This is a genomic window from Alkalicoccus luteus (assembly GCF_052061695.1).
Taxonomy (GTDB): domain Bacteria; phylum Bacillota; class Bacilli; order Bacillales; family Salisediminibacteriaceae; genus Alkalicoccus; species Alkalicoccus luteus.
Genome location: NZ_JBPZEY010000005.1, coordinates 286,899 through 310,832, shown reverse-complemented (window position 1 = coordinate 310,832; position 23,934 = coordinate 286,899). Strand labels below are relative to the sequence as shown.

Below are 23,934 nucleotides of genomic sequence, written 5' to 3'. Positions count from 1 at the left end.
TTTTACAACGGGGCGCGCGGCGAGTACATCCGTGAACTCAAGTACGATTTAACCGAGCTTGGGTTTGGCAACTTCCCATCGAGTCCGTCGAATGCATTCGGACCGGTGACGATGGGCGTTGTGGAAGACTTTCAACGTGCCTACGGCCTGGAAGTAACCGGCCTGCCGACAGAAGAGATGTTGCAGCTGATCGAAGATGAACTAAGACCTGCTAAATCAGCTACGTACGCTGGTGAATTTTACAATGGCGCTCGCGGCGAACATATTCGAAAGCTGAAAGTAGATCTAACAGCACTTGGATTTGGCAACTTCCCGTCCAGCCCGTCCAATGCATTCGGACCGGTGACGATGAGTGTAGTCGAAGATTTCCAACGTGCCTATGGTCTGGATGTAACGGGGCTCCCTACGAGCAACATGCTTCATTTGATAACAGAAGAGCTGAACGCGTTTTATGATGGGGCACAAGGCGAGCATATTCGGGAGTTAAAACAAGATTTAACAACTCTCGGTTTCGGAAATTTTCCAATGACTCCATCAAATGCATTTGGATCTGTCACGATACGAGTAGTAAAGGAATTTCAGCAATATTATGGGTTAAGAGACACAGGCATCCCAGATTCACAAACGCTGAAGATGATTAACGATATTAAAAACTCTTCCTATTCTTCAGGTCAAAGAGGAGAACACATTCGCAGCTTAAAGAATGATTTAACTCGTCTCGGCTATGGGAATTTCCCTTCTAACCCATCAGATGCTTATGGTTCAGTAACAGCATCCGTTGTCAGAGATTTTCAAGCTGCTAATCGCTTAAAAGTGAACGGGATAGGTGATCCTGTGACGATTAAGCTAGTTGAAGAGCAGATTAATAACTTATCAATTGGGACAGGAACCGTCACGGCTACATCATTAAATGTCAGACGTGGTCCGAGTACAAATTATTCCGTTATTACGGGATTGCCCAACGGAACTGTCGTGAATCTAATTGAGAAGCAATCTAATGGGTGGTATCGAATCACCCATGCATCGATTACAGAGTCACCAGCGTATGTAAGTGGAGCATTTCTTCAGTTAGATACAGATGAATTGACGTATCCGTATAAAAATGGAGATCGCGGAGAAGAAATTGTGGAAATGAAACAGCAGCTTACGAAGCTCGGATTCGGAAGTTTCCCGTCTACACCTTCAAACGCCTATGGATCTACCACAACGAGAGTTGTAAGAGAGTTTCAGGAATACTATCGTTTAGCCGTTACAGGAGAGTTTAGTGAAAGTGATGCAGATTTTGTTCATTCGATTCTTAACTCCCATTATGTGGACGGGGGTAGACACGAGAACGTACGTGAACTAAAAAACAACCTTTCCAGACTTGGGTTCGGTAATTTCCCTTCCAATCCATCTAACGGCTATGGTTCTGTGACAGCAAATGTTGTGCGGGAATTTCAGCAGCATCACGATTTAGTCGTTAACGGCATCGGTGATCCGAGAACGATGCAGAAAATTAATGATGAACTATCGAAGTTTGGAGTACAAATTGATTACCGTCAGTATCAGATGACACTTACACAAATGCTTAACCGTCAAATGTCATTAAGGCCGCAGACGGATTTGTACGGTGGCGGCTGGCAAGATGCCAGGGCAGCGGACGTTCGCCGTTTTCTTGATCCCCAGCAGTTTACGTTGGATCCCGGCCATCAGGATATGTTTCAGTTTCTGGTGTTGTCTCAAACGTCCGGAGTACCGGCATCTCAGTTGAACAACATTTTGAGAAATCGAGGAATCCTGCATAACACGGGAGACGCATTTAAACGTGCGGCCGAATCACAAGGTGTCAATGACATTTATTTGATTTCACATGCTATCCTTGAAACAGGGCACGGCACATCGATCCTTTCGAACGGTTCTATTGAAGTTGGACAGATTGAGTCTAATAAATGGGTGTCGGTTCAGCCGCAATCAAATGGCAGTACTCGCACATTTATTTTAGAGCGACGTTTCAACGAGGCAGACAACACGTGGAGATGGATTCGCACGCGCAATGATAACTTTGACACAAGCAAAATCGACATGCGCAAAACGTATAACATGTTTGGGATTGAAGCGGTAGACAGCGATCCGTATACGAGAGGATCTGTGCGAGCCTATCGCGAAGGCTGGTTCACTCCACAAGATTCCATTCGTGGCGGCGCGCAGTTTATCTCGAATAATTATTTAAATCGAGGGCAGGATACCATCTACAAAATGCGCTGGGATCCTGATTTCCACGAAGCAGCATTAAATAGTAACATCAGTATTAACCGAAGCCACTTTTATCAATATGCAACGGACATTGGCTGGGCTTCCAAACAAACGACGATGATTAGGAATTTGTACAGCCAAATCAATAATCCGTATTTGCCCTTTGAAGTGCCGGTATACAGATAAAATAAAGTTGAAAAATCTATAAAAAATAGTAAAAAACACGATATAATAGAGGCAGAGATTCACGAAAGTGAATTCTCTGTCTTTTCAATATTCTGGATCGGATGGTGGAGAAAATGAAGATAGTCGTTGCAGTTGTTTGCTGGTGGTTGGTAGGGTTCATCGGAATGCAGACGGCTGCAGCTGGTGAGATGTATATTGATCCAGATATCCCTCTAGAAACCGATCAAATGATCGAAGTTATTATTGATTTCAATCAGGAGCCCGTACATAGTGAGAGTGACGAGATACATTCTACTGAAACAGAGTCTCCGGAAGCAGTTGATGAAGCATTTTTAAAGCTGCTGCAGGATGAGAATATAAAAGTACAAGGTTTAGAAAAGCTGGAAAATGTATTTTATGGGTACACGATGGTGATAAAAGCATCTGATATTGAACAGCTCACATCATTTAACGATATAAAGGCAATTTATAAAAGCCAGATCTATGAAGTGAAACAGACTGATGAGGATGAAACAGAAGAAGATGTTATTTCTTTACTACATGAGGGATCGACATCATTAACAGGCAAGGGAATAAAGATTGCTGTTTTAGACAGTGGGATCGACTACCATCATCCGGATTTAAAGCACGCCTTTCGCGGAGGGAGTAATTTTATCAGGGATGGTCGGACAGATGTGTTAGAAGGCCATGGTGTAAACAGTTCTCATGGAACAAGTGTCAGCAGCGTTATTGCGGGCAACGGAAAGCTAAACGGGATAGCTCCGGACGTTGATTTATACGTTTACAGAGTCCTTGGAGAAGATGGGAGGGGACCCACAGGAGTAATCCTTTCAGCGATGGAGCAAGCAATGAAGGACAAGGTCGATGTAGTTAACTTGTCGTTTGGGCAAGTATCGAATAAAGCAGATACACCGTTGACAAAGGCGATTAATCATATGGTAGAAGCAGGAATCGTCGTTGTCGCCTCCGCAGGAAATGAAGGTGTAGATGGAGAAGGGACGATTACTAGCCCGGGGACCTCCCCGCTTGCTGTTACGGTTGGATCCTCTGCAACCGTAAGAGGGGCCCATATTGTTACAGAGTTCTCCTCCCAAGGGCCTTTGACAGATACGCTGGATATTAAGCCTGATTTAACTGCACCCGGGAGAAGCATTTACACGGCTATTTCCAAATCGAAAGCAAAAGGAAATTACGAGAAAGCATATGATACAGTATCAGGTACCAGCTTTTCAGCCCCGTATATTGCGGGCCTGGCTGCATTGCTATTAGAGCAGAATTCGGAACTCACCCCGTCTGAAGTGAAGCTGCGACTAATGAATAATACGACGAAGATCAGCGGCTATTCGGTAAATGAGACAGGCGCAGGAAATGTTGATCCCAAAGCTGTTTTGCAAGCTACAGAGACAGCCTGGTTTTTAGATCATCATACGTATCAAGAAGGGGGGGACACCAGCTCAATCGATCATTGGAATGGCAGTCTCAATATGCGTTCTCTGCCGGCTGGTGCTTCCTTCACACGAGACTATACGCTATACGTAGAAAATAAAAGCAGCGAGATGAAAGAATACTTAACGAATGTAGAGTCGAACCATGACAGCCATGCCAGCCTAGAGCTTCCAGAATCAATTACGGTTCCGGCAGGTGAGACCGTACCAGTGACGGTAACATTGACTGCTGATGGGAAACAAAAAGCCGGATATTTAGATGGTTGGATTGTTTTAGAGGAATCATCCGGTAAGAAGTTACGCCTTCCTTACGGCGGTGCGATAGAAGAGATGGCATCACCGATCACATCATTCGATACAAATAGATCTATTGTAGGCGGTGCCTACTTACCATCGTTCACGTGGGAATTGTCTGAGGAGGCTGCTGTCTCCATTCATTTGCTGAACGAGTCCGGGAAGAATTTAGGGAAAATAGAACCAGCAGCCACAAATGATCTGACCTGGGATCTACAATATATGACTATGCAGGATGAGAAGAAAACAGCTGAAGCTGGTGTGTATACGATACAACTATCGGCCGCTACAACGAGAGGAACATTCACTTCCAGCTTCGAATTGGAAATCTATCATACTGCCCCAGTCATTAACATTAAAGAGCAAGTCATAAAGGGAAACCTTATTCAAGGAACGATTGCTTCCCGCTTTGCAGAAACAAATGCAGGAGGTAAATCACTGACTCTTTCGTACACGTTGTCACAAGAAGAGGAGATTTACGCTTCAGGAACGGCTAAGGTAGAGTCTGATGGTATATTCTCTATCCGGGAAGAGCTGAAAAGTGGAGAATCAACCCTTCAGTTGGAAGCGAAGGACAGTATAGGAAATACCAGTACAAAATCCATTATTGTTGAAAAAGCAGATCAAACCTTGAGGCTGCATGATGAAGGTAATCATGTTCAACTATTGCAAGAGTATTTAGTTACGCTGGGCTTTTATAGCGGCGAGCAAACAGGTGTTTTCAATGACGGAACTGAAGCAGCAGTGATAGAACTCCAAGCGTACTATGGGTTTCCAGAATCAGGAGAAGTGGATACAGAGTTATTAGAATTCATGCAAAGCGTCATCGATGGGAAATACGCTAATACAGCTGATTCTGAAGAAGTACGGGCTTTTAAAATAAGACTCACTCACTTAGGATTTGGGAATTTTCCAGAACGGCCTTCCTCTCGGTTTGGGCCGGTTACAGCAAGCGTTGTGAAGGATTTCCAACAGCACTATGGACTTATCACAAACGGGATAGGCGACCCAGTGACACTTGAAAAAATGAGCGAAGTTTGGAGTAGGGCATTTAAAAATGGAGATGTGAGTGACGGAGTTCGAGAACTCAAGCAACAGCTGACGGAGCTGGGTTTTGGTAATTTTCCAACTTTCCCGTCTCGAGTTTACGGTCCAGTCACCGCGGGAGTAGTGAAGCAATTTCAGCAAGCAAATAGTCTTGTTGAATCAGGCACAGCGAATTTGATCACCCAACAAGTAATGGAAGAAGCACTCGCTATTGCTTGGAAAAGCGGGGATAGAGACCCCAAAATAGTAACGCTGAAGCAGCAGCTCACTGAGTTAGGCTACGGAAATTTTCCTAGAAATCCTTCTACAGCTTTTGGGCCTGTGACCGAGAGAGTTGTAAGAGATTTTCAATCGGATCAGGAACTAAGAGAAACTGGAAGGCTGGATCGTTTAACAATAAACAAGATGAACGAGTTATCAACTATCGTCATTCGGAATGGAGACAGGTCGGAGGAAGCGAGACTTTTGAAAAAGCAGCTTACTCAGCTCGGATTTGGAAACTTTCCAACGTCTCCTACGAACGCGTACGGTCCGGTGACGATGAGAGTCGTAAACGAGTTTCAACAGCACTTCTCCATTAGGCAGCAGGAAGAAGTTAATAAGCGGATGATCCAGATACTGGAAAGAGAAACGAACACACAACTTCAAGCTGGTCATTCATCGGAGCAGGCATACGTAATGAAGCGTATGTTGACAGCAGCTGGTTATGGCAATTTTCCAACTGATCCTTCTACCGTCTATGGTTCTGTTACGACTTCAGTCGTCTCCGAATTTCAGGCTTCTCAAGATCTTCCTGTGAGTGGCATTATGGACAGCGTTAGTCTGGAGCGGCTGAGAGAACTCCAGTAATACAACAAGCACCGCGGCAGCGACGAGCCGCGGTGCTTTCTCGTTAATAGCGGAGGTACAAGTTTGGCATAGAAGGAGACGGTCATCTCGTAAAGAAGCAGCTGCCCCACATAAAGCTGAAATCGCCTCTCGAATAAGCGATTACCGTGCTAATAGAAGCCTTCACTTACGATTATACCCAGAATAGATGAACAGTTTTGCTTTACTGGGGATTGGTTACGCATAAACAAAAACCACTACGCATAACATACCGAAACATACGCATTGTTGCAGGAACGATACGCATAACAGTCGGTATCTCTACGAATAGCGGCTTTTACTTACGTATAAGCTTGGAGTGGAGCTCGTTCGCACGGGCCGAAGTCAAGGGGAAGAGTGATAAAGTACTTTTGCTTTACGGGGTATAACTAGCGCATAAAAGCGAGAATGGTACTCATAGGAAACGAATCAATACGAACAAAGGTGATGTTGCTGCGCATAACTGCAAAGTGCAGCACGAACAGCGACCTTTACTTACGAATAAGCATCTTCTTTAATATCTTCTTTCAAGATATAAGCCTCTTTCATCTAAGGAATTTCCCTAGTCCGCTTTTATTGCAACATTTCCCTCTGAATCCCGTCTATTACAATGACGTATCGATTTTCCGCAAAGGATAGCATACGCCTCGTAAAACGACTATAATGAAACATAGCATGAACAGCGTTGCGTCATGGACGGTAACGGGGGATAGAAAGAGGTTTTGACATGTATAGCATGGATGACACGAGAAATCATAAATTTCTGCTCATCTTAGGGGACTTACTCTGTATATTAATTGCTTATATCAGCGCATTTTACATCCGCTATCTGGACTTTCCGGATAGAAACTGGGAGGCCTTTCTCTCGCTTTTGCCGTGGATTCTGCTGATAGGATTGTTTTTCATCTCGGTTTACGAATTGTACAGCCTGGACCGCAAGCACACGGTCAGTGACATCGTCCGTAAAATTCTCGTCGCAACGGCACTGATGACGTTTCTCACGATGGCAGCGTCCTACTTATTCCGTGAATTTGCGATGCCGCGATCGGTCGTCCTGATCGCCAGTATTTTCACGGTGTTTCTCATGGTCACGTTCAAGGTGCTCTATCTGAAGGTGACGCGCGGAAACAAAATTGGAAAAGTGCTCTTAGTCGGAGACGGGGAAGCGGCGTCTAAGCTGCTCTATAAAATCCGCCATCCGATGCTTAAAGGCACAGCGGTGCGCCACGTATCGGAGCACGTGCCTCTCGAAGAATTGAACTATTACTTAAATGAAGTCGATTTCGTCGTGCTCGCAACCGACATCTCGAAAGAGAAAAAGTCACAGATCATTTATTATGCGATGGAGCGTAACAAGGTCGTATACGTCATTCCGGAGCTGTACGAGCTGCTGCTTCAGAAGGCAACGTCATCACCGATGGATGATACGCTTGTTATGGGCGTCCGTCCATTTCTGCTCACGTGGGATAAAGTGTTCTTAAAGCGCGTGTTCGACTTTTTATCCGCAGTGATTCTTATCATTCTCGCGTCACCGGCGCTCATTGCCACGGCGATTATGGTGAAGCTGGAAGACCCGAAGGCGGATATTATTTACTCGCAGGAGCGTCTTGGAAAATACAACAAGCCGTTTACGATTTACAAGTTCCGCTCGATGATTCAGGGAGCGGAAAAATCGACGGGGCCGGTGCTTGCGACATCTGACGATAAGCGGATTACAAAAGTCGGCAAGCTGATCCGGGCGACGCGTTTAGACGAACTGCCGCAGCTGTTTAACGTGCTGAAAGGCGACATGTCGCTTGTCGGGCCGCGCCCGGAACGGGAGTTTTTCATTCAGGAGCTCACGCAGAAGTATTATCATTACGGCTACCGAAACCGCGTGAAGCCGGGGATCACCGGCTATGCGCAGGTGATGGGGAAGTATACGACGGATGCTGAGGACAAGCTGCGCTTTGACTTGTATTACATCCGCAACTACAGCCTCTGGCTCGATATTATCATCATTTTGAAAACGTGCCTCGTCGTATTCGATAAGTCGAAATCAGAAGGCGCAGAAGATACGTCGGTCACGATCGAACGGCCGGAAGAGGAAAACAAAGACGAAGCGGCCAATCGCAAAAAATCGTCGCTTAACTTTTAGATTCCGTTTGAAGAAAGGGCTTTTCATATGCAGACAATTTTCATGACAGGCGGAGCCGGCTTTATCGGTTCCCACGTTGCCGAGCGGCTGCTCGCGCGTGGGGACCGTGTTGTCGTTTATGACAACTTTACGACCGGTTCCGCTGCGAATATACCGGCAGGGGCAGAAGCTATTGAAGGCGACATCCGCGATAAAGCGGCCGTGCAGCAGGCCATCGCAGAAAAGAAGCCGGACGGTATCATTCACCTGGCGGCACAAAGCAAAGTCGGTCCGTCATTGGAGCAGCCGGATATGGATTTGGAGATTAACATTTTAGGCACGGTACATCTGCTGGAAGCAGCAAAAGCAAACGATGTGCCGCGCTTTATTTCCGCATCGTCGGCTGCTGTTTACGGACACGCCGAGCAACTGCCAATCGATGAAACGTCCGCCACTGAGCCACTCTCGCCGTATGGGACGTCGAAGCTTGCAGCCGAACAGTACATCCAGTCGTATGCGAGGCTGTACCCGATTCGTACGGCAGCGCTCCGGTTTGCGAACGTTTACGGACCACGTCAGACGGTGGAAACAGAAGCAGGTGTGATCACAATTTTCTGCGAAGCGCTTCTAGCAGGAAAGCAGCCGCTCATTCAAGGAGACGGGGAACAGACGCGAGATTTCGTCTACGTCGAGGACGTGGCGGAAGCGGTGATCACCGCCTTTGATCATGACGTGAGCGGTGTCTATAACGTCAGCTCTGAAACGCAGACGAGTATCAATGAGCTGTTACAGGAGCTGAGCCGTGCAGCAAATACAGAGTTCAATCCTGACTACGGAGAACCGCGCACAGGAGATATTCGCCACAGCTATCTCTCATCGGAGAAGCTGCGCGAGACAGCCGGATGGAAGTCGAAAATAACACTTGCAGAAGGACTGCAGCGTACGATGGATTACTACAAAGCATAAAGAAAGCCAGCCTCCGTAACGGGGGCTGGCCATTTTTACTCTTGTGAGGCTGTTGTGGAACTTGTAATTTCCAGATGTTCTTTCAGCGTACTGGAAACGTCCGCGAGGGACTCGTCGCGAATGCGGTAGTAGTAAACGCCGCCTTCATTGTAATCGTCGCCTTCAAAGGAGAGCGATTCGATGTCATTCATGTCGTTCGCGTACGAATGCATGCTGACCATGTTGCCAAAGCTTAAGTTCGTGCTCAGGTTCCGCTCCATGCTGTCGACAAGCGAGTTAAAGTTTGTGATCGTGCGGAAGCTTGCCGACTGATGAATCACGGCTTCAATGATGTCTTTCTGCCGGTCGCCTCGGCCCAAATCTCCGCGCGGATCCTGCTTACGCATACGCGAATAAGCGAGCGCTTCCTCGCCGTTCAGCGTCTGAAGCCCTTCTTCGATTTCGATCGTACCGTACGTCGCGTTATCCGTGTCAGCTATCGGCATCGGTACGTCGACTTCGACACCGCCGATCGTATCAATGATTTCAACGAATGCTGTAAAGTTCAAGGAAACGACATAGTCAACCGGAATATCGAGCATGTGCTCGACCGTGTTGATCGTTGACGTCACTCCACCGTAAGCATGGGCGTGATTGATTTTGTCGTTCGTATCACGGTCCGGCATGTACACGTAAGAGTCACGCGGAATATTCACCATTTTGACCGACTCATCATTTGGATTAAACGTCGCGAGCACCATCGCATCGGTGCGTCCGCTCAAATCATCCTCACGGCTGTCGAGGCCGAGAAATAAAATCGACACCGGATCATCAACCGGATCGACCGCTTCGTCGCGCATGTCCGACTTGTCACCACGCTCAAGCTCAGCCTGCGAGCTGTTCGTCGCACTCTGGACCTGATACACCATGTATCCGAGGACACCGCCAGTCACAATAAATGTTATTAAAAAGAAAAGCAAGGCTACTTTAAACAGTTTTTTAATTCGGGACGGACGCTTCTCCTGGCGCCGCGACCGCTGAAGTTCTTCACTCATCGGGATACTCCCTTTCTCTAATTAAATCCCATGCATCGTACCACAGAACAGAGTCTCTGCCTATGGTTCAACTGATTGGACGCTCTATAAAGAAAAGGGTTACACCTCGCGGAAAATAATTGGCAAAAAAAGATGACGGGTGTGGGTAAAATCGGTGGCAGGCTTATGCGTAAGTGACGACCGCTATTCGTACTGAAACCGTCGCTATGCGTACCTGAACAGCTTTTATACGTAAGAAATCAGCCTATGTGCGTATCGTGTCTGTGTTTAGGCGTAAGAATTTCTATTTAACGCAATAAAAATAATCCAGCTCAACCCAGGGCTTCGGCGGTCGCCGAAGCCCTCTATGAAAAGCTTATGCGTAAGTGAGGAGCGTTATGCGTACTTGAACAGCCTTTATGCGTATTGAATCAGCTTTTGTGCGTAGCAAACCGCTTTTAATGCGTGTGAAAACCTCCTTTATGCGTACCGCTTCCCACTCTATGCAAAATCTCAAATCCACCCGACAAAGCACTACAAAAAGAAATCCCCGGCGAGCTGCCGGGGATCGTCCTACCTTTACGGATTGTAGTGAATTGGAGAGCCAGGTCCTAAATCGAAGCCTGTCGTCATCCAGATGATCAGCATGATCGTCCATGCAATCGTGAAGAAGATCGAATACGGGAACATAACGGAGATCATCGTTCCGATCCCCATCTTCTTATCGTACTTCTGTGCAAATGCGATGATGATCGCAAAGTACGTCATCAGCGGCGTAATGATGTTCGTTGTAGAGTCAGCGATACGGTACGCCATTTGCGTCAGCTCCGGCGAGTAGCCGAGCTGCATCATAATCGGCACGAAGACCGGTGCCATCATTGCCCACTTAGCAGACGCACTGCCGACGAACAAGTTAATGAAGCCTGCGACAACGATAAAGCCGAGAATAAGCGGGATGCCGGTCAGATTCGCCGCCTCGAGCGCCTCTGCCCCGTACACGCCGAGAACAAGACCGATGTTCGTTTCTGCAAAGTAAGCGACGAACTGACCGGCAGTAAAGGCGAGCACGATAAACATCCCCATAGCAGCCATCGTTTCGGAAAGCTGGTTCGCGACATCTTTATCACTTTTAATGTTTTTCGTCGCAATCCCGTATATAAGACCAGGTATGAAGAACAGGATTAAAATGATCGGAACAAGGGAATCCATAAACGGTGACTGTACAATGCCGCCGTCTTCTGCCCGGAGCACACCATTTTCCGGAACGATCGTGAGTGCAAACAAAATCGTCGTCACGAGAAGCGATCCGGCTGCCCAGAGCAGTCCTTTTTTCTCGATCGCTTCCAGTCCGTTCAGGCTCTCACGGTAGTCGCCTTTGTATTCACCAAGACGCGGTTCAACGATGCGTTCCGTGACAAAGGCGCCGACGAGCGTGAGCATAAAGACTGATGCAATGATGAAGTAGTAGTTCATCGCGATGTTCATGCCTTCCGCGTAGGCCGGATCAATGATTGCGGCTGCTGAAATCGTCAGCTCCCCGAGCATCGGATCTGTTGCTGACAGGAATAAGTTGGCACTGAACCCGGCAGAAACGCCGGCGAACGCGGCCGCAAGACCGGCAAGCGGATGTCGTCCGAGTGCAGCGAAAATAACCGCCCCGAGAGGAGGGAGTACTACGTAACCCGCATCTGAGGCCACACTGGACATAATGCCAGCGAATACGAGGCCGGCTGTGATCAGTACTTTCGGAATCGACAGCACAAAGCCCCGCAGACAGGCGCTGATTAAGCCGGTGCGTTCTGCAATCCCGATCCCGAGCATCGTTGCCAGCACGACGCCGAGCGGTGCGAAGCCGATGAAGTTATCGACCATGCTGGAAAATAAATATTGAATCCCTTCGGTCGTAAGCAGACTCGTTACTTCAACGATCTCGCCTTCTTCACCGGGGTGCTCGACGCTCACGCCGATCGCGGAAATGATAGCTGAAGCGACAATGACGAGCAAAGCAAGAATCGCAAAAATCGTCACCGGATGCGGCAGCTTATTTCCCGCAATTTCAATGCCGTCTAGAAATTTCTGAAAAAAGCCTTTCTTCTTTTTCTCAGGCATAATGGTAAACCGTCCCTTCATATGTAAGTTTGGACATGCGTCCATCCATCCTAAAGGAAATTTTCATAAAATTGAATGCGTTTTAAAATAGTGGTAATTGCAAAAGAATTGCCACTAGCAGGACAGCTTGAGAAAGTATGAGAAAGTCTCATTTTCTGTTTGGTACTTGTTCCTATGTACAAATGCTAACCACTAAGATACAGTAAAAGGAAATAATCTGAAAAATGTGCCAGGGGAGGGACACGCGTGAAACGAACAAGTCTTTTTGCACTTATCTTTATTTTATTATTCTCTATCGTGTACAGCTTTGAAGAACGCGGAGCGACAACTGCCCATGCACAAGCGCAGCAGGGAGAGGTCACCGCCTCCTCCTTATTCGTCCGTGCAGACGCAGCGTCAAATGCACGCATCATCGGCGGCCTGCAAAAAGGGGCGAAGGTCGAGATTCATGCCACGAAAGGCGACTGGCATCAAATTCGCTTTAACAACGGATGGGGTCACATACATAAAGGCTTTGTGAAAACAGCCTCGTCCGGCAGCAGTGCAGAAGCTGCCTCCGGCACCGGAGAAGTGACTGCCGGAAGCCTGCGCGTTCGCTCCGGACCGTCTACAAGCCACCGCGTTGTCGGCAGCCTGAGTCGCGGACAGAAGGTGGACATCACTGCAACATCCGGTGACTGGCTGAAAGTAAAGGTCGGCAGCAGCGAAGGATTCGTACACGGCTCTTACATCAAAACAAGCAGCAGTTCGTCTTCGAAAAAAACTGAAAGCACCAGTGCCGCAACGGGTGAAATTACGGCATCAAGCCTGAATGTTCGCTCCGGACCATCTACCTCGCACCGCATCGTTGGCAGCGTGAAGCGCGGCGATCAAGTCGATCTGCAGGAAAAAAGCGGTGACTGGTACAAAATAAGTTCCGGCTACATTCACAGCTCCTTCGTAAAAACAGAAGGATCCGGTCCGTCTTCAGGAGGCTCTGCTCCGGAAGCAGCAACTACGAAAGGCGAAGTGACCGCAAACAGCTTAAACGTGCGCTCGGAGCCGTCCACGAGCTCCAGCATTGTCGGCAGCCTGACGCGCGGCACACAGGTCGATATTCACGAGCAAAACGGCAATTGGTATACGATTAAGCGCGGCAACGGCTGGGCCTACGTGCACGCAAGCTACGTCCGTGAAGTCGGTACTTCATCCGGTTCCAGCAATTCCGGATCCGGAAGCCTGAGCGGCAAAACGATCTTTCTTGATCCCGGTCACGGCGGCCGCGATCCAGGCGCTGTCGTGCAAGGGAACATTTATGAAAAAACAATCGCCCTGAACCTGAGCCAGAAAGTCCGTCAGCGGCTGGAAGCAGAAGGGGCCCGCGTCGTGATGAGCCGTACCGGCGACAGCTACTTGAGCGGCGGTCAGCGGGTTGCTGCTGCGAATCAGTCCGGTGCGGATCTGTTCATCAGCATTCATGCCAACGCCTTCCCGAACAGTGCCGCAAGCGGAGCAGAAGTACTCTACAGCTCGGCAGGCAAGCATCCGAATGACTCCCGCATGCTCGCCTTGGAACTGCAGTCGAGCATCGCAAACGGCATGGGGCTTCGTAACCGCGGAACAGTCAACCGCAGCCTGTCTGTCCTCACCGGACCGAACATGCCGGCAGTCCTCATCGAACCAGGCTTTATGACCAACAGCAGCGACCTGAGCGTGCTGCTGAATGAGCAGGATAAACTCGCAACTCAAGTCGTAAATGGACTGAAGCGTTACTATCAATAAAGAGCTGAGACCCCGCTGAAGCGGGGTCTTTTGCATTTATGGCTTCGTCTTACGCATAAAAGAAGAAAGCAAACGCATAACGAAGCTTCCGCTACGCACAAAACCGGTATCCATACGCACAACACATGAACCTGTTACGAATAGCGGTCTTCACTTGCGATTAGCGATCAATTACAAGAGGAAGGCTTCGGCAGCGAGCCGAAGCCACCCACATTAATTTGAATCGACGCTTTCGGCTGGAGCCGAAAGCAACGACTAAGCAGAAATAAAGGAAAGGTTCGCATAAAAGAAGGGAGGCTATGCATAACGAAGCTTCCGATACGCACAAAACCGGTATCCGTACGCACAATACATGAACCTGATACGAATAGCAGCATTCACTTACGATTAACGATCACTCACAAGAGGAAGGCTTCGGCAGCGAGCCGAAGCCACCCACATTAATTTGAATTGACGCTTTCGGCTCGAGCCGAAAGCAAAGACTAAGCAGAAATAAAGGAAAAGTTCGCATAAACGAAGAAAAGTTCCGCATAAAAGCAGCTTCCACTACGCATAAAACCCCACTCCGTACGCACAATACATGAACCTGATACGAATAACGCTGCCCAGTTACGTTTAGAGACCGCCTAATCGATTAGCTGATAGGTCACTGGATAAACGGAGGGGACTCGCTTAAATTGCTGCTGCATCAGGCGACCACAGGTGTCACGGCGCATGCCGGCCCAATTCATCGCTTCTGTTAGAGTCATAGTCGTCTTATGTAACAGCGCATAATCCCTAAATGCTTGCTGATGCTGATTCTTCCCTTTCTCGAAGCAGGTTGCACAGACCCAATAACCACGGCGCCGAGCCATGATCGCATCACATGAGTTGCACAAAACGCCTGATCTCAATATGGAAGAATCCAGCTTATATCGGGAAAGCAGGTTTCGTTCTTCCTTTTTTAATCGATTTACTAAACGTTTCCCAAGATTGCTAATCTGACTTTTCGTTAGCGTTGGCTCAGTGTAAGTTGTCTTCCATTGGCGAACAAGTTCAGGCAGTTTGGCAACATGAGCGAGGTTTTGAATTGGCAGGTCACTTTTTATTTCACAGCGTGGGTTAGTGACAAAAACCTGTGTGAGAATAGGAATCTCCTTTTTTAAATCGTGTTTTAAGATGCGTTCTAGTTGAATGCGCTGCCGGTTTACTTGAGCGAGCGGACAGGTCATCACTTCAGATTGACCATCAGCTGTTTTTATTAGCTGATTATAGTGGCTCGAAAAATAGAGAGAACCGGCGTAATGTTTGAGTTCAATGATGCTGATAAATGTTGGGGAGAGAAGCAGTAAGTCAATCTGTACCGAAAATTTGCTGTTAGGTACTGAAGCGTAGAGCTGATGAAAATAAGAAATGTCGCTGGGGAGGTAGTCGAAGTAATAGTCAAGTTCCTTTTCGCCTGAAAATCCGGCACGATACCGGTAAAAGTCAGCTTCCGCACGAGCATATATGGGGTGTGTTTTCGGCAGCCGCCTTAGCAGCGCCTCGTATTGATAAAAGAAATAAGGCTTTTTTCTAGGATTAAGCAGCATGGATAAGCCCCTCTCATATAGAGTTACCGTTAAGTATAGACCAAACACCTGTTCTTTGAAAAAGGGATAACAATCCATTATTGGCTAATTTAAGAAAAAGTAGCTCATAAAAAAAGAATAAGTACTCACAAGAGAAGGGAGATTACGCATAACGAAGCTGTAGCTACGCACAAAACCGGTATTCGTACGCACAACAGCAGCTACAGGTCCGAATAGCAGTCTCCACTTACGATTAGCGGTCACTTACAAAAAGGAAGGCTTCGGCACCGACCGAAGCCACCCGTATTCATCTGAATCGACGCTTTCGGCTGAAGCCGAAAGCAACGACTAAGCAGAAATAAAGGAAAGGTTCGCATAAACGAAGAAAGGCTCCGCATAAAGCAGCTTCCGCTACGCACAAAACGGATATCCATTCGCATAACAGCAGCTACGGTTACGAATAGCGGCTCCAAGTTACGAATAGGCACCCCAACCCCATATCCACCTAAAAAGCAGCGGTCCGGGGCCGCTGCTCTCTAATCAAACCGTTTCTACAAGTTTTCCATTCACAACGGCTTTACGTCCTACAGAATAGTAATTCAGCGATGTGGTGGCAACGTCCTCGAGCGAGTAGCAGTTACGGCCGTCGAACACATACGGCTCTTTCAAGTACTGCTCATATGCGCGCAATTCAAGCGACTTGATTTCGCTCCAGTCGGTCACGATAAAGGCCGCATCTGCGCCGCGGAGCGCTTCCTCGGCTGTTGCCACATAGGTGACGCCTTCCGGCATGACGCGCTTTGCGTTTTCGGTTGCGATCGGGTCGTACGCGACGACTTCTGCACCTGCGAGCAGCAGTTCCTGGCTGATCGCAATCGCAGGCGACTCGCGCATGTCGTCGGTGTTTGGCTTAAATGCAAGGCCTAGCAGCGCTATGCGGCGACCTTTCAGCGAACCGAACGCTTCTTTTGCTTTGTTCGTGAGCGAGCGGTGCTGTTCGTTGTTCACACGGATCACCGCTTCCAGCAGTTCAAAACTGTGGTCGTGGTTCGCAGCGATCTGTGCGAGTGCCTTCGTATCTTTAGGGAAACAGGATCCTCCGTAGCCGATGCCGGCGCGCAAAAACTGGTGGCCGATGCGGCCGTCCATGCCCATTCCGGAAGCCACGTCTTCAATATTGGCGCCGGTCTTCTCGCAGATATTCGCAATCTCGTTCACGAAGCTGATCTTTGTCGCTAAGAATGCGTTTGACGCATACTTGATCATTTCCGCGCTGCGCACGTCGGTACGGTAAACGGGAATCCCGAACGCTTCGTTCACGTCCTCGATCAAGTCGCCGGCGTAGCCAGCGTCAGCGCCGATCACGATCCGGTCGCCGTGAAATGCGTCGTCAATCGCGCTTCCTTCACGTAAAAATTCGGGGTTCGAGACCATCTGCACGTCCACGTTGTGCACGAGATGCTCTTTGATCACTGACAAAATATGATCGTTCGTTCCAACCGGAACCGTCGACTTCGTCACGACGACGACATCCTGCTTCACGTTTGCAGCAATATCCTTTGCCACCTGGTTAATAAAACGGAGATCAGCGGTCCCGTCTTCTTTTTCCGGTGTTCCGACCGCGATATAGACGACGTCTTTATCGGTGAAGCCCTCTGCGTGGTTAGCAGTAAAGAAGAGGCGTCCGGCCTGAATATTTTTTGTCATCAGTTCATCGAGTCCCGGTTCATAAATAGGAGATTCCCCGCGGCGCATACGTTCGACTTTCGCTTGATCAATATCAATACATGTCACCTGATGTCCGATTTCCGACAGAGCGACGCCTGTCACAAGCCCGACATATCCTGTCCCAACTACCGCAATGTTTGTCATGCTTCAAATCCTCCTGTATTAAACCTTCTCGGAAAGTGTGTTTAAATATTCCAGCACATCGTCACGCAGGTCGTCACGCTCGAGTGCAAAATCAACAGTTGCCTTCACGAAGCCGAGCTTGTCACCGACATCGTAGCGCTTGCCGCTGAATTCATAGGCGAGCACGATCTGAGACTCGTTCAGCTCCTTGATGGCATCCGTCAGCTGAATTTCATTGCCGGATCCCGGCGGCAGCTGATCGAGAATCTCAAAGATCTCCGGGCGCAGCACGTAGCGGCCCATGATCGCATAGTTCGACGGCGCGTCTTCTACAGCCGGCTTTTCCATCAGGTCGGCGACGTGAATCACGCCCTTTTCAATTTCCGTTGACTTCGGCGCAACGATTCCATATTTACTGACGTCATTATCCGGCACAGGTTGCACCCCGACGACAGATGAATTGTATCGTTCAAATACGTCGATCAGCTGCTTTAAACAAGGCGTACCGTTTGTCCGAACGATATCGTCCCCTAAAAGTACGGCGAACGGCTCATCGCCGATGAAGTGCTTTGCACAGCTGATCGCATGCCCGAGGCCCTTCGCTTCCTTTTGGCGGATGTAATGGATGTTCGCCATGTTGGAAATGGCCTGCACTTCCTCTAAAATCGCCGTTTTCTCCTTGCGGCGAAGTGTTTCTTCCAGCTCGTACGACGTATCGAAATGATCCTCAATCGCGCGCTTGCCGCGTCCGCTGATAATGATGATGTCTTCGATGCCGGATGCGATCGCTTCTTCAACAATATACTGAATCGTCGGCTTATCCACGATCGGCAGCATTTCCTTCGGCTGCGCCTTCGTTGCCGGCAGGAAACGCGTCCCGAGTCCCGCTGCCGGTATAATTGCTTTACGTACTTTCACCATATGTACCCCTCCTGTGCGTATAACTGAGCTGTCCCCATTATACTACCAGATCATAACAAATGGCACCCTTCGCTGAAAAAAAACAACATTGGCATCTTTACTCACGGGTGTATGTCAAGTAAAATTAATTGTTGAGGTTTTTGTCCGAATGTTCGAGCATCACATATATATTGAGGAGTGTCCCTATGGCGGAATCCCGCATGGCCCGTAAAAAGAAAAAACGTCCCGTCTTAAAAACGCTCATCATTACGTTTGCGATTCTGCTTATTGCCGCAGGTAGTACCTTTGCCTATGTCGCCACCCAGGTACACAATGTGACCTCAGAGTCCCAGGTGGAGCTGGAGCGCGGCGATCAGTCCGAACAGCGTGAAGAGGCGGTAAAACCGGATGTCGATCCTGTTTCCGTCTTATTCCTCGGGCTAGACACACGCGACGGTGACCTGGACGGCCGTACCGACGCAATGGTGCTCGCCACATTTAACCCGGATGACCCTTCCATCAAAATGGTGAACATCCCCCGTGACACGCTCGTGCCGATCCCTGGCAGACAGGCAGAGGATAAAATCAACCACGCCCACGCTTACGGCGGAGTGGATTTGACCGTTGATACAGTAGAAAACCTGTTTCAAATCCCGGTAGACTACTACGTATCGTTAAACTTCGATGCCTTCATGGAGATCATCGATGCGTTAAACGGCGTGACGGTTGATTCGCCGATGGCCTTCACGGAAACCGATAATCAGACGTACGGCACAATTGAAATCGAAGAAGGCGAACAGACGCTGGACGGAGAAGAGGCGCTTGCTTACGTGCGCATGCGGAAATCAGATCCTCAAGGAGACATCGGCCGCGGAGAACGCCAGAAAGAAGTGATGGCGTCCATCGTGGACGAGATGGCATCGTTTAATTCGATTACCAACTTTAATTCCCTGCTCAATGCGATCGGCAACAATCTGTACACGAACGTCGCGTTTAACGACATGGTTGACATGCACGCCTACGCCTCCGAGCTCGATAACATCGAGTCGTTCGGCTATGACGGAGAAGGCGTAATGCAGGACGGCGTCTACTACTACCAGCCGGATGAATTCTCGCTTGAGAAAACACGGCAGCGCCTGCAGGTTCATTTAGGGCTGCGCGCCTCGCTCGATCCCGTTTATGCTGAAGCGCTCGAAGGCGGCGATGACGGCAGCGACGTAGAGCCGAGCGGGGAGCCGAACCTCGAGTGGAACGAAAACGACGTTAACGAAGATGCCGGCCCGGAAAACAATGAGTGGAACACAGAAGAAAACCCGGAAGAAGAAAGCTGGCAGCAACATAACGGCGCTGAGAACGACGGGCAGACGGAGTCCGGTACAGAAGAGAACGCGGAATGGGAAACAACAACCAATAACGAATGGTAAACACCGCCCCCGGCTGAATGAAGCCGGGGGTTTTTCGCGCCAGATAAGATGACAGAGTATGACGGATTTCGGCAGACAGGATGACAGATTTTATCTCCTTATACTAACAAAAGGAAAGCATCTACCCTTCATACGTAAGACTTTCTTCGGTCCTTTACCTGGGTAAAGGGAGGTCAACGTAAAAGATAGGCCTAAACAGTGGAAATTGGCACCGTTCTATGTTTACAATGGTAGTACAATTGTTGTTCATCCGTTAAAAGGGATGTGTGAGTGGAGGGGTTACAGATGGAAACAGCGAAGGCAGATTTGAAGAAAATCGCGCTCATCTGCACGGAGAAGGAATACGCAGCCGACCTGAGGAAGATTCAAGCGCCATCAAGCGTCCTCTATGAATTTCTGGATGAGGCGGACGACGAGTACGCCGCGACGTTTGATACGCTGTTTCTCTTCAGCTCAGATCCCGATACGCTTATTAAAGAGCAGCGCGCACGCGTGAAGAAGGTCGAATGGGAAGGCAAGCAAATTGTCTTCATTGTACCGGACGACTGCATGCACAAAGCAAAAGACATGCTACGAGAAGAAATGCAGGGACTCATTTCCCTGGAAAAGTTCAGAGAGCACTCCGAGCAGGCGATGGAAATCATCTGTGACCACCCATTTCTGTTAAATCCGGAGGTCAATTACGAGCTCGCTGAAGAAGTGAAACAGAGAAAAGAGCGCCAGCAGCCGATCAGCCGCTTCAAGCTGATCCCGGAGCGGGTCGATGTTGACCTGCGCAAGTCAGAGCTGAATATTCTGCAGCTGCTGTTGGACGGAAAATCAACGCCAGAAATGGCCGAAGAGCTGTACTACTCGGTTAAAACGGTGAAACGCTATGTCAGTAACCTGATTCGCGGTGTCGGGGTGAGTGACCGCACCGGCGTCGTCGTTCATGCGATCCGCAACGAATGGGTCGACTGCGAGCGGGAGTAGGGAAGCACTGTACTTGGGTAAATGCCCTTGTACAGTGTTTTTCGTTTGTCTAGAGCGAAGGACTTTTAAATAGGTCATTCAACAGAGGTCACAGTTCCTCGTAAGCCCGCAAAAGAACCTCGCATAGCGGAAGAACTTCCTCGTAAACGTTGATCCCAGTCCGAATAGCGCTCTCCACTTGCGAATAACATAAACTTGTAACGGATCACCCTTATTCATCGACGAACACGAAAGAAAAAGGAGTGTTTTTACATGGAATGGGAATGGACCGTAACGACTAATGACGAGAACGAGCATTTCGCCGTAGGATTTTTGTTAACAGATCCGTGTGTACATCAAGCAATCGCGCTCGTACATAGCGGAGGGCAGATTATCGCTACGACACTAACAGACGACTTCGGTTACTTTCACGTCAAGCTCTCTACAAAGCCAGAAGACATACATCCGATCCTGCATTCTCCTCATTCTGCTGTGATCTAAAGAAAATATTGCCAGTCCACTATACGGAAACTTGCTTAATGGGTATAATGATACAAGTGAATTCAGAAGGGAGGGGAAGTTCGGTGCAACGTATTACATTACTGATTGTCGTCGTCTTAACCGGTGTGACAGTGCTGGTCGGAAGATTATACTACCAGGATCAGCTTCAGGCAACAGCGGATCAGGCGCATGAACAGCTGGCTGCTTCAGCCGGAATCGATGCAGAAGAGCTGGAGGTACAAGATGACGAAGAAGCTGATGAAGCAGCAGTCGTCTTGGAAGAGGCGGCTGAAGATGAGAATGAGCTAGAAGAATCCGCCTATGAGGACGAGGAGCTGGAGCAGCTGACGTCAGAGCTTCCGAATTCGATTGCGGATCGCATCGCAGAACGGCTGTCTGCTGGAGAAGCCGTGCGTGTGTTAACGGTAGGTACGCGTTCCTCCACGGACGCAGAGGACGAGGGCCTAACGCCTTGGCCGGAGCTGTTGGAAGAAGAGCTGAATGAGGCATATGGGGAAGGAACGTTCCAGTTCACAAATGTTTCCTTTGGCGGCTTTACGACAGAAGAGATTGTCGAGCAAAATCGCCACGATGACTTAGCTGACAATGAAGCGGACATTTTATTGTTAGAAGGATTCAATTGGAACAATAACCTCGCTGTCGTAACAGGAGACGACGCGCACGAGCAGATCGATGCGATTGCAGAGGCGGCAACCGCAGATAATAGTGATTTGATCACGGTCTTGCATCCATCACCGCCGGCATATGAAACGTCGATCTATCCGGAACAGGTCGCAGATTTTGCCGAGTTTGCCGAAGAGGAAGGGTACGTGTACATCGATCACTGGGAAGCATGGCCGGACCTGGACGATGAAGAACTGCTCAATTACGTCACCGAAGAGCGGATGCCTAATCAAGACGGACATACGCTGTGGGCAGAAGCGATTCGCCCGTATCTCGTGACCCAATAAGCGAACGAAAAAAGGATCATCCGATGCGAAGTCGGATGATCCTTTGCGTTAGTTTAGATTTGTCTGCGTGACGCTAGCTGCGAGGTGGGTGTGTTTTCCCAACGGCTTTACGAACTCCAGGCGATGGGCCGAATAGCCTTTAAAGCACGTTGGACATTGGAACGGAAACGAATTTTGTTTGTTGAGAGCTGCTTTGCGCACATCTGGAGTATCATCGCCGTAGGTACCTACCGCAAGTTTATTCCAAGCTTGAACAGCTGTGACCGTTTCACAGCTTGGGCATTCAATATGCGTCGCTTCCATCACTTGCTTTTTTCGATTCGCCTTCCAAAACATGCACATCTCTCCTTCGAACAGGGCAAAGCCATCCACGTGAGTGGAAATAAGACTATATGTATATCTTTCCATAAATGTGGAAAGAAAAACCTGTTTTTATTAGTTTGTTCCTTTGTCAGTAGCGTACTCCCCTTATTATCGTCCACCGAGGTGGATTGTTGAAGGGTTATGGTCAATTATGTAAAATACCGATAACGAAGTCCTATCGTTCACTGAGGTGGAATAACTACTCTCTATTATATCCACCTGAGTGGAAAAAGAAACAAAAAACTTCGAAAATAGAAGGAAGGGTGTAAACGAACTAGTGATTTGTCCTAAAAAAGGCAGGGAACCGAAGGGTCCCTGCCTGAAAACGCTTAGTCCGATGAAGCGGTAGATGTTTCATCTAATTCAAGATGAGCCCGAAGCTCGCTGCTAATCCGCTCGCGCTCTTCGTCTGAAACGATTAAATACCAGATGCCGTCAATCCGCTCTCCGTAGCCTTCGATCTCCATCGTTTCCTGGTTATGACGAGCGCCGGCGTAATTTTGCTGCAGCTTGCGCATCTTATCAAATTCCATATTCGTCTGCACGTTGATGCCAACGGAATCGAGAATGTCTCCGACGCGTGTAATGGAGCTGAACTGTGCGCCTTCGCGAATGATCGCATTCACGACTTGGCGCTGTCGGTCGTTACGGCCCATGTCGCCACGCGGATCTTCGCTTCTCATCCGGGAATAAGCGAGCGCCTGATCGCCATCCAGATCGACTTCTCCTTCGTTAAACGTATAGCCGCTTTGATCAAATGCAAAGCGATTATCAACGGTTACACCACCAACCGCATCGACAATATCCTTAAAACCGGACATGTTCACCGTCACAAAATAATCAAGGGGAATATCAAAGTAGTTTTCAACCGTATCCATCGCCATGTCCGCGCCGCCAAACGCGTAGGCGTGATTCACCTTATCCTGCATATCCCGTCCGACGATTTCCATGCGCGTATCCCGCGGGAGGCTGACCATGCGCATCGATTCATCCTGTGGATTCACGGTGACAATCATCATCGTGTCCGTTCGTCCCGTAGTCGACTCTTCCGCATCAACACCTAACAACAGAATCGAAATCGGATCGGATTCATCCATGTTCACTTCGACTTCTCGTTTGTCGGACTTGTCGCGATCAAGTGTCGTGTGCATCTCCGAGGCGGTACTTTGCAGAGAACTGTACAAATAAAAGGCATAGCCGCCAACCGCCAGCAAGAAGACAGCGAAAATGCCGGTCGTGATGAGTAAGAATTTTTTCATGAAAATTACGCCCCATTCGTTTTCAGATTACTATCAGTATACTGGCAGATTCAGGATGCGACAAGCACCATTTTTGCTTCTCGAATGAAAGAATTTGGGAGAAGTGATTTACTTTACCGGACTTT

General features: G+C 48.7%; 16 protein-coding genes. 9 read left to right on the top strand and 7 right to left on the bottom strand.

The window, feature by feature from the left end; translation table 11 throughout:
• From ACSZLD_RS09145 to ACSZLD_RS09130, 4 genes are all read left to right on the top strand, one after another.
• Positions 1–2,421: peptidoglycan-binding protein (locus ACSZLD_RS09145; RefSeq protein WP_444685008.1), on the top strand; the 2,421-nt coding region annotated here is incomplete at its 5' end.
• A 113-nt stretch (positions 2,422–2,534) separates the two neighbouring features.
• A complete protein-coding gene (locus ACSZLD_RS09140; RefSeq protein ID WP_444685007.1) occupies positions 2,535–6,056 on the top strand; it encodes a peptidoglycan-binding protein in 3,522 nt (1,173 codons plus the stop codon).
• Between the two features lie 745 nt (positions 6,057–6,801).
• Positions 6,802–8,211, top strand: coding sequence for a sugar transferase (locus ACSZLD_RS09135; RefSeq protein WP_444685006.1), 1,410 nt, complete (start codon positions 6,802–6,804; stop codon positions 8,209–8,211).
• 27 nt (positions 8,212–8,238) lie between these two features.
• Positions 8,239–9,156, top strand: coding sequence for an SDR family NAD(P)-dependent oxidoreductase (locus ACSZLD_RS09130; protein ID WP_444685005.1), 918 nt, complete (start codon positions 8,239–8,241; stop codon positions 9,154–9,156).
• A 35-nt stretch (positions 9,157–9,191) separates the two neighbouring features.
• Here ACSZLD_RS09130 and ACSZLD_RS09125 read toward each other — a convergent pair whose 3' ends face one another.
• Both ACSZLD_RS09125 and ACSZLD_RS09120 read right to left on the bottom strand, forming a co-directional pair.
• Positions 9,192–10,190, bottom strand: a complete 999-nt coding sequence (locus tag ACSZLD_RS09125) for an LCP family glycopolymer transferase (protein ID WP_444685004.1) — start codon at positions 10,188–10,190, stop codon at positions 9,192–9,194.
• A gap of 558 nt (positions 10,191–10,748) precedes the next feature.
• Positions 10,749–12,278 (bottom strand): AbgT family transporter, encoded by a 1,530-nt coding sequence (locus ACSZLD_RS09120; RefSeq protein ID WP_377910422.1) that lies wholly within the window; start codon positions 12,276–12,278, stop codon positions 10,749–10,751.
• Between the two features lie 246 nt (positions 12,279–12,524).
• Here ACSZLD_RS09120 and ACSZLD_RS09115 point away from each other — a divergent pair, with 246 nt between their 5' ends.
• Complete coding sequence (locus ACSZLD_RS09115) at positions 12,525–14,039, top strand: N-acetylmuramoyl-L-alanine amidase family protein (RefSeq protein ID WP_444685003.1); 1,515 nt, start codon at positions 12,525–12,527, stop codon at positions 14,037–14,039.
• A gap of 626 nt (positions 14,040–14,665) precedes the next feature.
• On the opposite strand, the gene ACSZLD_RS09110 is transcribed toward ACSZLD_RS09115, so the two are convergent.
• The 3 genes from ACSZLD_RS09110 to galU form a co-directional block, all read right to left on the bottom strand.
• Positions 14,666–15,610, bottom strand: a complete 945-nt coding sequence (locus ACSZLD_RS09110; RefSeq protein WP_444685002.1) for a nuclease-related domain-containing protein — start codon at positions 15,608–15,610, stop codon at positions 14,666–14,668.
• Positions 15,611–16,129: 519 nt separating this feature from the next.
• Positions 16,130–17,461, bottom strand: a complete 1,332-nt coding sequence (locus ACSZLD_RS09105; RefSeq protein WP_444685001.1) for a UDP-glucose dehydrogenase family protein — start codon at positions 17,459–17,461, stop codon at positions 16,130–16,132.
• 18 nt (positions 17,462–17,479) lie between these two features.
• The gene (gene galU, locus ACSZLD_RS09100; protein WP_444685013.1) at positions 17,480–18,358 is read right to left on the bottom strand and encodes a UTP--glucose-1-phosphate uridylyltransferase GalU; all 879 of its coding nucleotides are present in this window, start codon (positions 18,356–18,358) and stop codon (positions 17,480–17,482) included.
• Positions 18,359–18,546: 188 nt separating this feature from the next.
• Between galU and ACSZLD_RS09095 the strand changes: the two genes are divergently transcribed.
• From ACSZLD_RS09095 to ACSZLD_RS09080, 4 genes are all read left to right on the top strand, one after another.
• Entirely contained in the window at positions 18,547–19,764 is a 1,218-nt protein-coding gene (locus ACSZLD_RS09095; protein WP_444685000.1) for an LCP family protein, read from the top strand.
• A gap of 285 nt (positions 19,765–20,049) precedes the next feature.
• Entirely contained in the window at positions 20,050–20,736 is a 687-nt protein-coding gene (locus ACSZLD_RS09090; RefSeq protein ID WP_444684999.1) for a response regulator transcription factor, read from the top strand.
• Between the two features lie 252 nt (positions 20,737–20,988).
• Positions 20,989–21,216 carry a hypothetical protein gene (locus tag ACSZLD_RS09085; protein WP_444684998.1) on the top strand — a complete coding sequence of 76 codons (228 nt, stop codon included), beginning with the start codon at positions 20,989–20,991 and terminating at the stop codon, positions 21,214–21,216.
• 83 nt (positions 21,217–21,299) lie between these two features.
• Positions 21,300–22,187, top strand: coding sequence for an SGNH/GDSL hydrolase family protein (locus ACSZLD_RS09080; protein ID WP_444684997.1), 888 nt, complete (start codon positions 21,300–21,302; stop codon positions 22,185–22,187).
• Positions 22,188–22,235: 48 nt separating this feature from the next.
• Here the strand turns inward: ACSZLD_RS09080 and ACSZLD_RS09075 are convergent, their stop codons facing one another.
• A complete protein-coding gene (locus ACSZLD_RS09075; RefSeq protein WP_444684996.1) occupies positions 22,236–22,523 on the bottom strand; it encodes a CpXC domain-containing protein in 288 nt (95 codons plus the stop codon).
• A 356-nt stretch (positions 22,524–22,879) separates the two neighbouring features.
• Positions 22,880–23,809: an LCP family glycopolymer transferase gene (locus ACSZLD_RS09070; RefSeq protein WP_444684995.1), complete on the bottom strand. Its 930-nt coding sequence runs from the start codon at positions 23,807–23,809 to the stop codon at positions 22,880–22,882.
• Between the last annotated feature and the right edge of the window lie 125 nt (positions 23,810–23,934).

Coding starts and splice junctions, on each gene's coding strand:
- ACSZLD_RS09135 (WP_444685006.1), top strand. CDS start 6,802: ATGTATAGCATGGATGACACGAGAAATCATAAATTTCTGCTCATCTTA.
- ACSZLD_RS09085 (WP_444684998.1), top strand. CDS start 20,989: ATGGAATGGGAATGGACCGTAACGACTAATGACGAGAACGAGCATTTC.
- ACSZLD_RS09105 (WP_444685001.1), bottom strand. CDS start 17,461: ATGACAAACATTGCGGTAGTTGGGACAGGATATGTCGGGCTTGTGACA.
- ACSZLD_RS09075 (WP_444684996.1), bottom strand. CDS start 22,523: ATGTTTTGGAAGGCGAATCGAAAAAAGCAAGTGATGGAAGCGACGCAT.
- ACSZLD_RS09130 (WP_444685005.1), top strand. CDS start 8,239: ATGCAGACAATTTTCATGACAGGCGGAGCCGGCTTTATCGGTTCCCAC.
- ACSZLD_RS09095 (WP_444685000.1), top strand. CDS start 18,547: ATGGCGGAATCCCGCATGGCCCGTAAAAAGAAAAAACGTCCCGTCTTA.
- ACSZLD_RS09070 (WP_444684995.1), bottom strand. CDS start 23,809: ATGAAAAAATTCTTACTCATCACGACCGGCATTTTCGCTGTCTTCTTG.
- ACSZLD_RS09125 (WP_444685004.1), bottom strand. CDS start 10,190: ATGAGTGAAGAACTTCAGCGGTCGCGGCGCCAGGAGAAGCGTCCGTCC.
- ACSZLD_RS09090 (WP_444684999.1), top strand. CDS start 20,050: ATGGAAACAGCGAAGGCAGATTTGAAGAAAATCGCGCTCATCTGCACG.
- ACSZLD_RS09140 (WP_444685007.1), top strand. CDS start 2,535: ATGAAGATAGTCGTTGCAGTTGTTTGCTGGTGGTTGGTAGGGTTCATC.
- ACSZLD_RS09110 (WP_444685002.1), bottom strand. CDS start 15,610: ATGCTGCTTAATCCTAGAAAAAAGCCTTATTTCTTTTATCAATACGAG.
- ACSZLD_RS09120 (WP_377910422.1), bottom strand. CDS start 12,278: ATGCCTGAGAAAAAGAAGAAAGGCTTTTTTCAGAAATTTCTAGACGGC.